12 protein-coding genes and 1 tRNA gene are annotated in these 14,381 nt (G+C 69.3%); 12 read left to right on the top strand and 1 reads right to left on the bottom strand.

The window, feature by feature from the left end; genetic code table 11:
• Positions 1–4 precede the first annotated feature (4 nt).
• The 9 genes from N1027_RS01055 to N1027_RS01020 all read left to right on the top strand — a co-directional run bounded on the left by N1027_RS01055 (position 5) and on the right by N1027_RS01020 (position 8,801).
• Positions 5–1,201: a DNA polymerase III subunit delta' gene (locus N1027_RS01055; RefSeq protein ID WP_259504148.1), complete on the top strand. Its 1,197-nt coding sequence runs from the start codon at positions 5–7 to the stop codon at positions 1,199–1,201.
• Positions 1,202–1,251: 50 nt separating this feature from the next.
• Positions 1,252–2,790: an alpha/beta hydrolase gene (locus tag N1027_RS01050; RefSeq protein ID WP_259504146.1), complete on the top strand. Its 1,539-nt coding sequence runs from the start codon at positions 1,252–1,254 to the stop codon at positions 2,788–2,790.
• A gap of 81 nt (positions 2,791–2,871) precedes the next feature.
• Positions 2,872–3,537, top strand: coding sequence for a TetR family transcriptional regulator (locus tag N1027_RS01045; protein ID WP_259504143.1), 666 nt, complete (start codon positions 2,872–2,874; stop codon positions 3,535–3,537).
• Positions 3,538–3,611: 74 nt separating this feature from the next.
• Positions 3,612–3,687 (top strand) — tRNA-Thr (locus tag N1027_RS01040).
• 73 nt (positions 3,688–3,760) lie between these two features.
• Positions 3,761–4,561, top strand: a complete 801-nt coding sequence (locus tag N1027_RS01035; RefSeq protein WP_308199759.1) for a Gfo/Idh/MocA family protein — start codon at positions 3,761–3,763, stop codon at positions 4,559–4,561.
• A complete protein-coding gene (locus tag N1027_RS20045) occupies positions 4,558–4,743 on the top strand; it encodes a hypothetical protein (RefSeq protein ID WP_308199758.1) in 186 nt (61 codons plus the stop codon). The genes N1027_RS01035 and N1027_RS20045 overlap by 4 nt, the downstream gene beginning before the upstream one ends.
• Positions 4,744–4,775: 32 nt before the next feature.
• Positions 4,776–6,479 (top strand): D-alanyl-D-alanine carboxypeptidase/D-alanyl-D-alanine endopeptidase, encoded by a 1,704-nt coding sequence (gene dacB / locus N1027_RS01030; RefSeq protein WP_259504140.1) that lies wholly within the window; start codon positions 4,776–4,778, stop codon positions 6,477–6,479.
• Positions 6,480–6,530: 51 nt separating this feature from the next.
• The gene (locus tag N1027_RS01025) at positions 6,531–7,124 is read left to right on the top strand and encodes an isochorismatase family protein (RefSeq protein WP_259504138.1); all 594 of its coding nucleotides are present in this window, start codon (positions 6,531–6,533) and stop codon (positions 7,122–7,124) included.
• Positions 7,125–7,334: 210 nt separating this feature from the next.
• Positions 7,335–8,801 (top strand): NAD-dependent succinate-semialdehyde dehydrogenase, encoded by a 1,467-nt coding sequence (locus N1027_RS01020; protein WP_259504135.1) that lies wholly within the window; start codon positions 7,335–7,337, stop codon positions 8,799–8,801.
• A gap of 37 nt (positions 8,802–8,838) precedes the next feature.
• Here N1027_RS01020 and N1027_RS19775 read toward each other — a convergent pair whose 3' ends face one another.
• Positions 8,839–12,261: an aminotransferase class III-fold pyridoxal phosphate-dependent enzyme gene (locus N1027_RS19775; protein ID WP_308199757.1), complete on the bottom strand. Its 3,423-nt coding sequence runs from the start codon at positions 12,259–12,261 to the stop codon at positions 8,839–8,841.
• Between the two features lie 88 nt (positions 12,262–12,349).
• Here N1027_RS19775 and N1027_RS01005 point away from each other — a divergent pair, with 88 nt between their 5' ends.
• Genes N1027_RS01005 through N1027_RS00995 form a run of 3 tightly spaced genes read left to right on the top strand, consistent with a single transcriptional unit; the run spans position 12,350 to position 14,378 of the window.
• Complete coding sequence (locus N1027_RS01005; RefSeq protein WP_259504133.1) at positions 12,350–12,706, top strand: GntR family transcriptional regulator; 357 nt, start codon at positions 12,350–12,352, stop codon at positions 12,704–12,706.
• On the top strand, positions 12,703–13,593 hold the full coding sequence (locus N1027_RS01000) for an ABC transporter ATP-binding protein (protein WP_259504122.1): 891 nt from the start codon (positions 12,703–12,705) through the stop codon (positions 13,591–13,593). Before N1027_RS01005 ends, N1027_RS01000 begins: the two co-directional genes overlap by 4 nt.
• Positions 13,590–14,378, top strand: coding sequence for a hypothetical protein (locus N1027_RS00995; RefSeq protein ID WP_259504120.1), 789 nt, complete (start codon positions 13,590–13,592; stop codon positions 14,376–14,378). The genes N1027_RS01000 and N1027_RS00995 overlap by 4 nt, the downstream gene beginning before the upstream one ends.
• Positions 14,379–14,381: the final 3 nt, after the last annotated feature.

Here is a 14,381-nt window from a genome sequence, read left to right as displayed (position 1 = left end):
AGCCATGACCGTCTGGGACGACCTCACGGGCCAAGGGGCCGCCATCGAGGTGTTCCGCGCCGCCGCGGAGAGCTCCGCCGTGCCCGTCGGAACGGCCACCGCGGCGCCCGATTCGATGACCCACTCCTGGCTCATCACCGGCCCTCCCGGGTCGGGTCGCTCGAACCTCGCCTACGCCTTCGCGTCGGCCCTGCTCTGCCGCGAGGGCGGGTGCGGCGTGTGTGCCGACTGTCGTCAGGTGGCCGCCCGCACGCATCCGGATCTCGCGATCCTCGCCACCGACCGCGTCGTCATCACGATCGACGAGGTGCGCAAGCTCGTCTCCTCGTCGCAGTTCTCGCCGTCGGTCGCCCGCTACCGCGTGGTCGTGATCGAAGACGCCGACCGGATGGCCGAACGCACCTCGAATGTGCTGCTGAAAGCCCTCGAGGAGCCGCCGGAGCGAACGGTGTGGATTCTCTGCGCGCCGAGCGAGGCCGACCTGCTTCCCACCATCCGTTCGCGGGTGCGCTCCGTGCGCCTGCGGGTGCCGAGCACCGACGACGTGGCGGCCCTGCTCGTGAAGCGCGACGGGGTCGACGCCGAGACGGCGGAGCGCGCCGCACGCGAGTCGCAGAGCCACATCGGCATGGCCCACCGCCTCGCCACCAACGACGAGGCGCGCGCCCGGCGCGCGGAGACCATCGAACTCGCCCTCTCCGTCGCCACGGTCGGCGACGCCGTGCGCGGTGCTGCGAAGCTGCTCGAGATCGCCGGGGCCGACGCCCAGGCCATCACCGAGGAGCGCGATGCGGAGGAGCGGGCCGCGGCCCTGCGCTCACTCGGCATCGAGCCCGGCCAGGCCATCCCGCCCGGCCTCCGCTCGCAGATCAAGTCGCTCGAAGACGACCAGAAGCGGCGGGCGACGCGCAGTCTCCGCGACGGGATCGACCGCATCCTCACCGACCTGCTCTCGCTCTACCGCGACATCGTGCTGCTGCAGCTGGGTGCCCGCGTCGAGCTGGTGAACGAGGCGATCTCGGCCGAGGTGCGGCGCACGGCGGAGAATAACGATTCGCCATCGACCCTCGCTGCCATGGACGCGATCTCAGACGCGCGGCGGAGGATTGCCGCTAACGTGGCCCCGGCCCTCGCGCTCGAAGCCATGCTGATCACGCTCGCCGAGGCGGGCCGCTCCGCATCACGAAAGGTTGCCCGGTGATCCGACAAACACGGAGTCGACGAACCCCCGCGAGACGCGCGCTGACCGCATTGACGATCGTCACGGCAGCGATGCTGGCGCTCTCCGGATGCGCGACGTGGTTCACCGGCCCGCAGAACGGTTTCCCGGCCGCGGGCTCCAGCTCCGCGCCGTCGACCTCGTCTCCGACGGGCGAAGACGTGCCGGCCGCGTTGCAGAAGTTCTACGGGCAGGTGCTCGACTGGCAGTCCTGTGACAACGGGTTCCTCTGTGCCACCGCAACCGCTCCGCTCGACTGGTCGAACCCCGGTGGAGACACCGTCTCGCTCGCGATGATCAAGAAGCCCGCATCGGGAGGCACGAAGCTCGGCAGCCTGTTCGTGAACCCGGGCGGCCCGGGTGGCTCGGCCTTCGACCTGGTAGAGCAGTCGGCCGACTTCGCAGCGCATCCGTCGTTGCAGGCGAGCTACGACCTGATCGGCTACGACCCCCGCGGCACCGGCCACTCGGATGCGGTGCACTGCCTCACCGACAAAGAACGTGACGCCTACCTCTACGACATCATTCCAGGCGAGCGCGGCTCGCAGGAGTGGATCGACGCCTACACGGCAGCCGCCAAAGACTTCGCCGACAAGTGCGCCGAGAACACCGGCCCGCTGCTCGAGTTCATCGACACCGACAGCACCACCCGCGACCTCGACATGTTGCGCGCGGTCGTCGGCGACCCGAAGCTCAACTACCTCGGTTACTCCTACGGCACCTTCCTCGGCGCCGAGTATGCCGAGAACTTCCCCGACAAGGTGGGCCGGATGGTGCTCGACGGGGCAGAAGACCCGGCCTCGAGCGGGTTCGACATCACGATCTCGCAGGCCGCCGGCTTCGAGAACGCTCTGAAGTCCTACCTGCAGAGCTGCGTCGACGGCTCGGACTGCTGGTTCGACGGCACCGCCGATCAAGCGCTCACCAAGGTGCAGCAGCTGCTGGCGCAGGTGGAGCAGAGCCCGCTGCGGGCCAGCGACGGACGCGAGCTCGGCGCCTCCAACCTGCTGACGGCGATCTTCTACCCGCTCTACAACCAAGACAACTGGACCTACCTCGACCAACTGTTCACCTCGGTCGAAAACGGCGACGCCGACTTCGCCTTCCAACTAGCGGATGCCTACAACAGCCGCAACCCCGACGGCAGCTACGCCGACAACCTGATCGAGTCGTTCAACGCCATCTCCTGCGCCGACTACCCGGCGGTGACCGACCCGGCCGTCGTTGCCGAGCAGAACGCCGAGCTGCTGAAGGCCTCGCCGACCGTCGGACCGTACTGGACCTACGGCGACATCACCTGCTCGCAGTGGCCCTACCCGAGCCGCCGCGTTCCGGCGCCGGTGACGGCCGCGGGCTCCGGCCCCATCCTCGTCGTCGGCACCACCGGCGACCCGGCCACGCCCTACAAGTGGGCGCAGGCACTCGCCGGTCAACTCGAGAACGGGCACCTGGTGACTTTCCAGGGCGAGGGTCACACCGCCTACAACTCCTCGAACTGCGTGGCCGACGTGGTCGATGCGTACTTCCTGTCCGGCACGGTGCCCTCGAGCGATCCGAATTGTTCGAACTGAGTGGGCGACGACCGGCACCCGGTGCAAGGGCGAACTGCGTGAAAATGCATCGACCGGTCGGGAGTCTGAGATCATGGGTGTATGACCGCCCGTAGTCAGCCGCCTGCCGAGGAGCTCGGCCTGCGCGAACGCAAGAGGCGGGCGACGCGCCGCAACATCCAGGTCGCGGTGCTCCGCCTGACCGCCGAGAACGGTCTCGACCAGGTGACGATCGAAGACATCAGTCGAGACGCTGGTGTCTCCCCACGCACCTTCTTCAACTACTTCCCCTCGAAGGAGGCTTCGCTCGCGGGCGACGCCCCGTTCTCGTTCACCGATGACATCGCGGATGCGTTCGAGAACGCGGGTCCGGATGGCGATCCGCTCGAAGACCTGATGGCCATCATGGCCGCACAGGCCGAGGAAGACGGCGGCGTCGACCCCGAGCTGCACGAGCTCCGGCGCAGCCTGATGACCCAGTACCCGCGCATCTTCGCGCTGAAGATCGACCGCATGCGGGAGTTCGAAGCGGAGGTCGGCGCATCCGTCGTGCGTCGGCTGGAAGCGGATGCGGCCAAGCGTGGAGACGAGTTCGACCCGGTCGAGGTCACCGAGCGCGCGCGCCTGATCGGGCTGCTGTCGCTCACGCTGGCGCGGTCGGCCTGGGTGACCTGGGCCGAGCATCCCGACACCACGTCACTGCCCGAGCTGGTGATGAGCGCCTACCGGCGTCTGCGCGAGGTGGCCGGAGTGCCCGAGCGCGTCTGAGTCCAGGGTGTCCGCGGGGGCCCCGTGGATCGGCTATGCTTTGTTGCTGTGCCGAGCGCGAGTCGCGAGGCCAGGCCGCCTTAGCTCAGTCGGCAGAGCGATTCACTCGTAATGAATAGGTCCCGGGTTCGATTCCCGGAGGCGGCCCCACTCCGACCACACATGAAGCCCGGAATTCCGGGCTTCTGTCGTCTCTGAACGCACAGCACGAGTGGAGCCAACGATGTCGCAACTCATCCGCTGGGGAATTCTCGGAACGGGCGGCATCGCCGACAGCTTCGTGACAGACCTCCTCGCCGTAGGGCTCACCATCACCGCGGTGGGCTCACGCACCCAAGAATCGGCGGATGCCTTCGCCACGAAGTTCGGCATCGCGACCGCGCACGGGAGCTACGAGGCCCTCGTCGCCGATCCGGCGGTCGACGTGGTCTACGTCGCGACGCCTCATCCCTTCCACGCCGCGAACTCGCTGCTGGCGATCGCCGCCGGCAAGCACGTGCTCGTCGAGAAGGCGTTCACGCTGAACGGCGCCGAGGCCGAGCGGATCGCTGTTGCCGCCGAACAGGCCGGTGTCGTGGTGATGGAGGCGATGTGGACGCGGTTCCTGCCCCACATGGTGCGCATCCGCGAGATCATCGCCGCCGGAACGCTCGGTGACGTGCGCACGGTCATCGCCGACCACGGGCAGAAACTGCCCGCCGATCCGAGGCACCGCATCAACGATCCCGCCCTCGGCGGCGGCGGCCTGCTCGACCTCGCGATCTACCCGATCTCGTTCGCGGTCGACATCCTCGGTCTCCCCACTCGGGTGCTAGCCAGCGCCACCATGACCGCCACCGGCGTCGACCGCCAGACCGCTCTGATCTTCGAGCACGAGGGCGGGCGCCAATCGATCTCGCAGAGCGCTCTCGACGCGTCGGGCCCCGTGCGCGGCGCCGTCATCGGCACGGATGCGTGGATCGACATCGACCGCTGGTGGTACGGCCCGACCACGTTCACCGTTACCACTCGCAGCACGACGTGATCGAACGGTTCGACCATCCGGTCGTCTCGCGGGGTATGCAGTACGAGGCGCTCGAACTCGAGCGAGTCATCACGGCGGGCGAAAGAGAGAGCCCGCTGATGCCTCTCGCTCAGTCGGTGGCCATCATGCGGGTGCTCGACGAGGTGCGCGAGCAGATCGGGCTGCGCTACCCCGGCGAGTGACTCATCTGCGTGCGACGCGTACCATGGCTGAGGTGTCGGATTCAGGGGTGCCACAATCGCGGCGTGAACTTCGCGAGGCGGAAGCCGAAGCGGAGGCGCGTGCGGGTGCGAGTGCAGTCGACCCCACGGCGACGGCTCCCGTCTCCGCTGCAGCGGCAACGGCCGCATTCGTTCCGCCCCCCGCACCCGCGACGGGTCCGCTCAGCGGGGCCGGAGCCGAGGGCGGGGCCGGAGCCGTAGGGCCGCCGACGCCGACGCCCCCGACACCCGGCGCTGCGAGTTCGGCCGCATCCGCCGCATCCGCCGCACCTGGATTCCGTGCTCTCGTGAGCCGGCATCCGCGCCTCTGGATCGGAGCGGCCGCCGCTGTCGCCCTGATCCTTCTCGGCGGCGGTGCCTTCGCAGCGGGTGCCGCGATCGGCTCGACCGGAGCAGATGCCGCGCCGGTCGCCGTCGTCGCCACCACCTCCACCCCGGCAGCGACGCCCACTCCGACTCCGACGCCGACCCCCGATCCACGCGCCCAGCCCGCGGCGGTGGCCGGTCCGGCCCTGCTCCGCACCTGCTCGGTGGCTGAACTCGCCACCGACGCCCGGCTCGGCACCTTTCTCGGCGCCGTGCGCAACGCCGCGACCGGGGAGGTGCTCTTCGACCGCGGCGCGAACACCTACGCCCGCACCGCGAGCGTCATGAAGGTGCTCAGCAGTTCGGCCGCGCTCGCCGTGCTCGGCCCCGACCACCGGGTGCCCACCACCGTCGTGAAAGGCACCGAGCCCGGCCAGGTGGTGCTCGTGGGAGGCGGCGACATCACGCTGGCGAGCGGATCGTCGAACATCTACCCCGGGGCCGCGAGCATGCTCGACCTGGCCGCACAGGTGAACGCGGCCTGGGCCGCCGATCCGGCGACGGCGGGCACGCAGATCACCTCGATCGTGATGGATGCGAGTGTCTTCTCCGGCGATCGCTGGCAGCCCTCGTGGAACCGCAAGGAGCAGGTCGACGGCTATTCCTCCGAGGTCACCGGCCTGCAGGTCGACGGCGATCGCGCCGATCCCTCGGCCAACGTCTCGGGCCGGAGCGACAACGCCGTGCTGCGCGCCGGCCAGGCCTTTGCTCTCGCATTGGACGCTCCGAACGCCTCGCTCGCCGAAGGTCTCGCGCCGGCGGGTGCCCCGCAGCTCGGTCAGGTGCTGTCGGCACCGGTGTCGACGATGATCCCGGATGCGCTGCAACGCTCCGACAACACCGAGGCCGAGATGCTCGCGCGGCTGGTCGCGGTGAAGCTCGGCGTGGGCAACGACTTCGCCGCGCTGCAGACCGCCATCCCGCAGGCCCTCGCCACCTACGGCCTCGACACCAGCGGGCTCACCATCGTCGACGGATCGGGACTCAGTGACGACAACGGGGTGTCGCCGAACTTCCTGACGCAGCTGTTCGTCAAGATCAACGCCCGCGAGGGAAATCTCGGCGTCATCTACGACGGGCTCCCCGTCGCCGGGCAGAGCGGCACGCTCGCCGGGCGTTTCGGCAGCTCGCCGGCCGCCGGCAACGTCATCGCGAAGACCGGCTGGATCGACACCGGCTACACCCTGTCGGGCATCGTCAACGCCGCCGACGGCACCGTGCTGACCTTCGCCTTCTTCGCGCTCGACGACGTCGGCGACAGCGCGAAGAGCGCTCTCGACGCGCTCACCACCGGCGTCTATCAGTGCGGAAACGGCCTTTCCAACAACTGAGCGACGTAAAATCGAATCATCTCACTTCACCCGACGAAGACGGAGAAGACGATGTCGAGAGCACTGTTCATCATCGATGTGCAGAACGATTTCATCGAAGGCGGGGCACTGGGGGTCGACGGTGGAACCGCGGTGGCGAACGGCATCTCGGCGCTGCTGGCGGCGCATCCGGATGCCTACGACCTCGTGATCGCATCGCGCGACTGGCACGACGCCGACAACGACAACGGCGGCCACTTCGCCACCGACGGCGAACCCGATTTCGAGTCGACCTGGCCCGTGCACTGCGTGGCCGGCACCCGGGGCGCCGACTACCACGACCAGCTGACCACCGATGCGATCGACTTCCATGTGCGGAAGGGGCAGGGTCAACCCGCCTATTCGATCTACGAAGGCACGACCGAGGAGGGCGGCACCGTGAACGAGCTGCTCGACGCGAACGGTGTCACCGAGGTCGACGTCGCGGGGCTCGCCACCGACTACTGCGTGCGTGCGTCGGCGCTCGACGCGATCGAGCACGGCCGGCACGTGCGCGTGCTCACCGACCTGGTGGCCGGGGTGTCACCGGATGCCTCGCGAGCGGCCATCGCCGAGCTCGCGCACGCGGGCGCCGACCTGATCACCTCCGACCTCGTGGAACGCTGAAGCCTGGCGCCCGCCGCCCGACGAGGGCTGCCTGGCGCGCGCCGGCCGCCCGAAGCCCACCGCCGACCTGCCGCGCCGTGGGTTGACCTTCACGGCTCGGCATGATGCCACTCTGGCAAGCTGCACCCATCCGAGTGCCAGATCGCCGACCCTGAACTGTACACTCACAGCGTACGGTCGACACCACGCGACCACTTCGAAAGGACCGACATGACCGCAGCATCCGAGGCCGACCTCCTCGCATCCGTGCCCGACCGCCTCTTCATCGGCGGCAAGTGGGTTGCGTCATCGAGCGGGAAGACCATCGACGTGCACGATCCGGCCACCGGTGCAGTGCTGAAGTCGATCGCCGATGCGACGCCGGAAGACGGCATCCGCGCTCTCGATGCCGCCGTCGAGGTGGCTGACGAGTGGGCTGCCACAGCTCCCCGGGCGCGCGGCGAGATCCTGCGCGGCGCCTTCGACCTGCTGCAGGAACGCAAGGATGCGGTCGCCCTGCTCATGACCCTGGAGATGGGCAAGCCGCTGGCCGAAGCCGCAGGCGAGGTGGCCTACGGCGGCGAGTTCCTGCGTTGGTTCAGCGAGGAGGCGGTGCGGATCGCCGGCCGCTATGGCCGCAACCCCGAAGGCACGGGGCAGATGGTGGTGTCGCAGCGGCCCGTGGGTCCCTCGTTCCTCATCACCCCGTGGAACTTCCCGCTCGCCATGGCCACGCGCAAGATCGCTCCGGCCTTGGCTGCGGGCTGCACGGTCGTGGTGAAACCCGCGACCCTCACCCCGCTCACCACCCTCTACATCGCGCGCCTTCTCGAAGAGGCCGGGCTCCCGGGCGGGGTCGTCAACGTGATCACGACGTCGACGTCGAACGCGGTCTCCGCTCCGATCATCGCCGACCCGCGGTTGCGCAAGCTCAGCTTCACCGGGTCGACGCCGGTGGGCCGCGCGCTCATGAAGCAGGCGTCGGAGAACGTGCTGCGCACCTCGATGGAGCTCGGTGGCAACGCCCCGTTCGTGGTGTTCGACGACGCCGACCTCGACAAGGCGGTCGACGGCGCGATGCTGGCGAAATTCCGCAACATCGGCCAGGCCTGCACCGCGGCGAACCGCTTCATCGTGCACCGCTCGGTCTCGGCCGAGTTCTCGCGGCGGGTGGCGGAGAAGGTGGCCGCGTTCCGCATCGGGCGCGGCACCGAAGAGGGCGTGGGGATCGGCCCGCTGATCAACGACGACGCGGTCGACAAGGCCGACGAGCTGGTTCAGGATGCGCTCACCCGCGGCGCCACGCTGGTGGCCGGTGGTCACCGCATCGAGGGCGCAGGTAGCTTCTACGAGCCGACCGTGGTCACGAACGTGCCGGCCGACAGCGACATCCTGCGCGAGGAGATCTTCGGGCCGGTGGTGAGCGTCGTCGAGTTCGACGACGAAGACGAAGCCGTGCGGCTCGCGAACGACACCGAGTACGGCTTGGTGAGCTACGTGTTCACCGAGAGCCTGGCACGTGGACAGCGGATGATCGAGAAGCTCGACACCGGCATGATGGGCCTGAACGTGGGCGTCATCTCGAATGCGGCGGCACCGTTCGGTGGCGTGAAGCAGTCGGGGCTCGGCCGCGAGGGTGGGCTCGAGGGCATCCACGAGTACCTCTCGACCAAGTACACCCTCATCCCGAACTCGTGACCCTCTGACCTGCCCTCCTCGCGGCTCGCGAGGAGGGCTACCAGCCGTGCGTGAGCACCGCGTCCAGGGTGTCGACGAAATAGTCGGCACCGGCGCGCGACAGGGTGAGCGGGGGCTTGATCTTGAGCACGCACTGGCGGTCGGAGGTGGGCTGCACGATCACGCCGAGTTCGCGCATCCGGTCGCAGATCATCGCCGTCTCGCGGGGTGCGGGCTCTTTCGTCGTGCGGTCGCGCACGAGTTCGACGCCGAGGTAGAGTCCGAGGCCGTGCACCGCGCCGATGAGTTCGTGCTTCTCGGCCAAGCCCTCGAGCTGCGCCTTGAGGTGCGCGCCGACGACGCGCGCGTTCTCCTGCAGCCGATCGTCGGCGAGGATGTCGAGCACCGTCAGGCCCACCACTGAGCTCACCGGACTGCCACCGGCGGAGGAGAAGAAGTAGCCCTGTGAGCGATAGTGGTCGGCGATCTCGCGCGTCGTGATGACTGCGCCGAGCGGATGCCCGTTACCCATCGCCTTGGCGACTGTGACGATGTCGGGCACCACGCCCTGCTGCTCGAAGCCCCAGAAGAACTCGCCGAGCCGGCCGTAGCCGACCTGCACCTCGTCGGCGATGCAGAGGCCGGCGGCGCGACGGACGGCGGGGTAGACGGCCTGCAGATAGCCGTCGGGGAGCGGCATCCCGCCGGCGTTGCCGTAAAAGGGCTCGGCGATGAAGGTGGCGGGCGGTGCGCCCTCGGCCCGCATGCGCTCGATGGCCGCCACGGCATCGGCGGCGTAACGGTGCGCGTCGGCGCCCCGGTAGCGCCCACGGTAGGCGTTCGGCGCATCGAGGGTGTGCACCCAGGCTGGTCGTGTCTCGAGCGCCTGGGGGTTGTCGGCGACGGATGTCGACACCGCGTCGGCCGCATCCGACCAGCCGTGATAGGCCTCCCGCACGGCCAGCACGTCGCGCCGACCCGACCAGGCCCAGGAGAGGCGCAGCGCCAGGTCGACCGCTTCGGTGCCGCTGTTGACGAGAAAGACGGTGTCGAGCGGATCGGGCAGCAGGGCCGCCAGCCGCTCGGAGAACTCGACGATCGAGGCGTAGTTGAACCGCGAGTTCGTGTTCAGCAGGTTCAGCTGGCGAGCGACGGCGTCGGCGATGCGGGGATGGGCGTGGCCGACCGCCGCGACGTTGTTCACCATGTCGAGGTAAGGGCGCGCATCGGTGTCGAAGAGGTGGTGGCGCCAGCCGCGCTCGATCACGGGCGGATCGGCGAAGTAGTGCTCTTGCACGGCGGCGAGGTGGCGCTCGCGCCGCTCAAGGAGTGCGGCGGCGTCGCCGGTTCGGGACTCGAGGGTGAGGACCGTGGACTTCTCCAAAGGAGACGCCGACCGCGGCTCCATACGCCGAGGTGGCGACGACGATTGGAGAACTCCGGCGCTTTCGGCGTCCGGGCCCGCGATCAGGGGTGTGGGGTCGAGCGCGAACGGCAGCCAGCCGGGCAGGAGCTCGGCGGTCGTGAACCACGGAACCTCATCGGAGTGGATGTCGCCGGTCAGCAGCCGGATGCCGAGCGGAGTGTCGGCACTGGTCGCCCCGAGCACGTCCCCGGCCCGAACGACGACCTCCCCGCTCGGCACCGCACCCGCGGGGTCGGTCGCGCGGGTGGTGGAGGCCGCGGGGTCGGTCGCGCGGGTGGTGGGGGCCGCGGGGTCGGTCACGCGGGTGGTGGGGGCCGCGGGGTCGGTCGCGCGGGTGGCGGGGGGCGCGAATCCGGGCTCGACTGGGTCGTCGGACCGGGCCACGCCCGTCAGTTCGAGGGTGAGGCCTTCCGGGGTGGTGAGCCGAACGGCCCCGCCGGTGGTCGCGGCAGGGTGAACGGTGCCGGGCCACGGCGCATGCACGGTCTGGCCGGGCCCGGAGAGAGTCACCTCGATGCCTAGTGCCGCGCAGGGATGCGGTGCGCGCGATTCGCGGAAGGAGCGGGTCAGGCGGCGCTCGCCGAAGCGTGTCACGGCGGCGGCGGTGGAGGGGGTGGCGTCGCGCGGGCCGGCGCTGGTGGTGGCGTCGCGCGGGCCGGCGGCGGCGGTGGTGGTCGCGAGGTCGCGCGGGGTGGCAGCTACGGCGGGGGTGGCGGGGTCGCGGCGGGCGGTCGCCGTCGCGTCGCGCGGGCCGGCAGCGGTCGCGGAGGGACGCAGGGCGGCGGCCGCGACGAGGCTCTCGGCATCCGGGTGGGCGAACAGCCCTCCGGCCAGCGCCGGGCTCGTCGACGAGAGGTCGACCACCCGCACGGACGCATCCGCGAGACCCGGCAGCAGCGGGTGCGACACCACCGGCAGGGCGCGCAGCGCCGCGGGAGCGAAGCCCGCCGCCTGCCGCACCAGCTCCGTCATCACCGCGGCCGGCACGCTCGTCGCCACCTCGAAGATGCGATGCTCGTGGGCGGCATTCGCGCGGGTGTAATCGTTCGAGGGGTCGGTGGCCGCGGCATGGTGCGCGCTCACGACCAAGGTGGCCGCCCGCGCGACCACCAGCGGCCACAGCGCATCCGCCTCCGCCGAAGACAGGGGTCGCAGCGCGTGGAACGCCCGCACCGCCGGCAAGATCGACACCGCCGACGCCCCGTGATGATGCAGCACCGACGAACAGGTCACCGCGAGCTCGGCCACGGTCCAGGTCGACATGACGTCGCCGAAGTCGATGATGCCGCACGGCTCCAGCCGCCCGCCCTCAGCCGGCAGCCGCGCCACGACGTTGTCGTCGGTGATGTCGCCGTGCACCACCTGCTGTGGCAGCGACGTGTCGAGGGCCGACAGTGCGCGCAGCGACGCATCCGTCGCCCGCCGCACCCGCCGAGCAAGATCGCCCGAGCCCGAGCCCGAGCCCGAGCCCGAGCCCGAGCCCGGCCCCGACCCCACCGCCGGCAGCAGCTCGTCGACCACTCGGCCGGCGTTCCGCAGGTCCCATTCGAGCACGCGCCGGGTGCCCGGATGCTCGAACCCGGCCAGGGCGAGCACCGATCGCGCCGCGAAGGTGCCCAACTGCGCCACGACGGAGGGCGCCAGATAGCGCGAACCCGAGAGCGGTGTGCCCGCGACGAAGTCGAGCATCCGCACCAGCAACGGCGAGCCGCCGGCGCCGATCGGTACCGCGCTCACGAAGGACCCGTCGAGCGCCCGGTGCGTTCGAGGAGCGGCGATGTCGGCCGCCGAAAAGGCGAACCGCTCCGCCGCCAGCGATTGCGCGGTCAGCTCGGCGACCGTGGTCGACGGATGCGCGAACTTCAGCAGCAGTTGCCGACCGTCCGTCGCCTCCAGCAAGAAATTCGCGTCGTGCTGGCTCCCCAGCGCTGCGACCAGCCCGGAGACACCGAAGACAGCCGCCGCCACGTGGGAAGCGGAGGCCGCATCCACCGCCGGCGCAGGGGTGACGGCCTCGGCGAAGCTACGGGGGCGGGGAGGCTCGGGAGCGGTCACGCACCAATCTTGGCACCGGCCCTTGACACGGCGCAGCAAGCCTGGTTGGTTAGTTACATGAGTAACGAACCGACGAACGGCCGCAGCAATGGATGAGTCGCGGCCGATCTTCGTTCAGATCGCGGAGCAGATCGAGAACGACATCATCGCCGGCATCCTGCCCGAAGAGGGGCAGGTGCCGTCGACGAACGAGTTCGCGGCGTTCCACCGCATCAACCCGGCGACCGCCGGAAAAGGCGTGAACCTGCTCGTCGATGACGGGGTTCTGTACAAGAAGAGGGGAATCGGCATGTTCGTCGCAACCGGGGCACGCGACCGACTGGTCGCCAAGCGCCGCGACCAATTCCAGAACGAATACGTTCGACCGCTCGTCACCGAAGCCGGCAAGCTCGGCATCTCGGAGTCGCAGCTGGTCGAGATGATCAGACAGGAGGGCACCGAATGACCGCGGTGATCGAGGTCTCGGGCCTCACCAAGCGATTCAAGAACGTCACGGCCGTCGATGACGTGAGCTTCTCCGTCGAGGAGAACACCATCTCCGGCCTCCTCGGCCGCAACGGCGCCGGCAAGACCACTCTGATGCAGCTACTCACGGGTCAGGATTTCGCGACCCGCGGCAGCATCCGGGTGTTCGGTGAGACCCCGGTGGAGAACAAGCACGTTCTGCAGCGTGTCTGCTTCATCAAGGAGAGCCAGAAGTACCCGGAGGAGTTCACGGCGAAGCACGTCTTCCGCAGTGCTCCGTGGTTCTTCCCGAACTGGGACGGGGTGTTCGCCGAGCAGCTGATCGACGACTTCCGCGTGCCGTTGACGCGGCGCATCAAGAAGATCTCGCGCGGCCAGCTCTCGTCGATCGGCGTCATCGTGGGCCTCGCCTCGCGCGCCCCGCTCACCTTCTTCGACGAGCCCTACCTGGGCCTGGATGCGGTGGCGCGGCAGATCTTCTACGATCGCCTGCTCTCCGACTACGCCGAGCATCCGCGCACCGTCGTGCTCTCCACCCACCTGATCGACGAGGTGTCGAACCTGCTCGAGCACGTCTTCGTGATCGACGACGGGCGCCTCATCATCGATCAGGATGCCGACAGCCTGCGCGGCTCGGCCACCACGGTGGTGGGCACGCGCGCCGCCGTCGACGCCTTCGTCGCCCATCGCGAGGTGCTCCACACCGATCACCTCGGCGGACTCTCGTCCGTCACCGTCGGCCGGCTCAGCCAGAGCGAACGCGTCGAAGCCGTCGAAGCCGGCCTCGAGCTCTCGCCCGTGTCGCTGCAGCAACTGGTCGTGCAGAAGACCAACGTCCCTCACAAGGAATTCGAGCAGAGCGCATGACCACTTCCACTCTCACTCCCGAACCCGCGATCGCACCCACCCTGGGCGCAGGACGCGTGATCTCCGTGATGAGGCTGCACCTCGTCAACCGGTTCAGCGTCTTCGCCATCCCGTGGATGATCCTCGGCTTCATCTTTCTGATCAACCTGATCATCTGGTGGATCATCGCCACCGCCACCCGCGGCGACCCCGAGTCCACCCAGAACGCCCAGGACGGGTTGCAGTACAGCGGCGCGACGTTCTACATCTTCGTCTACATGATGGTGCTGGGCATCCAGGCGATCACCCTGACCTTCCCGTTCGGCCTCGGTCTCAGTGTCACGCGCCGCGAGTTCTGGCTGGGCTCCGCCCTCGCCTTCGTGGTGCTCTCGGCGCTCTACAGCGCGGGTATGACCGTGCTCGCGGTGATCGAGGAGGCCACGAACGGGTGGGGCCTCGGCGGCCGGATGTTCACCGCGTTCTACTTCGGCCCTCCCGACCAGTCGTGGTGGTTCCGCTTCCTGATCTACTTCGCGATCTTCTTGTTCTTCTTCTTCGTCGGCTCCGGGATCGCCACCATCTACCTTCGCTGGCGGGTGAACGGGATGCTGGTGTTCTTCGCCGCCCTCGCCCTCGTGATCGTGGGGCTGCTGGCCCTCGTCGTCTTCACCGACAGCTGGCCGGCGGTGGGCGCGTGGTTCGTCGAGAACGGGGCGGTGGGCGTGATCTTCTGGAGCCTCGTGCCGACCGCTCTCGCGGCCCTCACCGGCTTCGTGCTGCTGCGCCGGGCCACCCCGAAGAACTGACCC

The sequence above is a fragment of the Herbiconiux aconitum genome (genome assembly GCF_024979235.1).
GTDB lineage: Bacteria > Actinomycetota > Actinomycetes > Actinomycetales > Microbacteriaceae > Herbiconiux > Herbiconiux aconitum.
The sequence above is the reverse complement of the archived record's forward strand: the minus strand, read 5'-3'. Positions and strand labels throughout refer to the sequence as shown.

Coding starts and splice junctions, on each gene's coding strand:
- N1027_RS01055 (WP_259504148.1), top strand. CDS start 5: ATGACCGTCTGGGACGACCTCACGGGCCAAGGGGCCGCCATCGAGGTG.
- N1027_RS01045 (WP_259504143.1), top strand. CDS start 2,872: ATGACCGCCCGTAGTCAGCCGCCTGCCGAGGAGCTCGGCCTGCGCGAA.
- N1027_RS01035 (WP_308199759.1), top strand. CDS start 3,761: ATGTCGCAACTCATCCGCTGGGGAATTCTCGGAACGGGCGGCATCGCC.
- N1027_RS01025 (WP_259504138.1), top strand. CDS start 6,531: ATGTCGAGAGCACTGTTCATCATCGATGTGCAGAACGATTTCATCGAA.
- N1027_RS01020 (WP_259504135.1), top strand. CDS start 7,335: ATGACCGCAGCATCCGAGGCCGACCTCCTCGCATCCGTGCCCGACCGC.
- N1027_RS01005 (WP_259504133.1), top strand. CDS start 12,350: ATGGATGAGTCGCGGCCGATCTTCGTTCAGATCGCGGAGCAGATCGAG.
- N1027_RS01000 (WP_259504122.1), top strand. CDS start 12,703: ATGACCGCGGTGATCGAGGTCTCGGGCCTCACCAAGCGATTCAAGAAC.
- N1027_RS00995 (WP_259504120.1), top strand. CDS start 13,590: ATGACCACTTCCACTCTCACTCCCGAACCCGCGATCGCACCCACCCTG.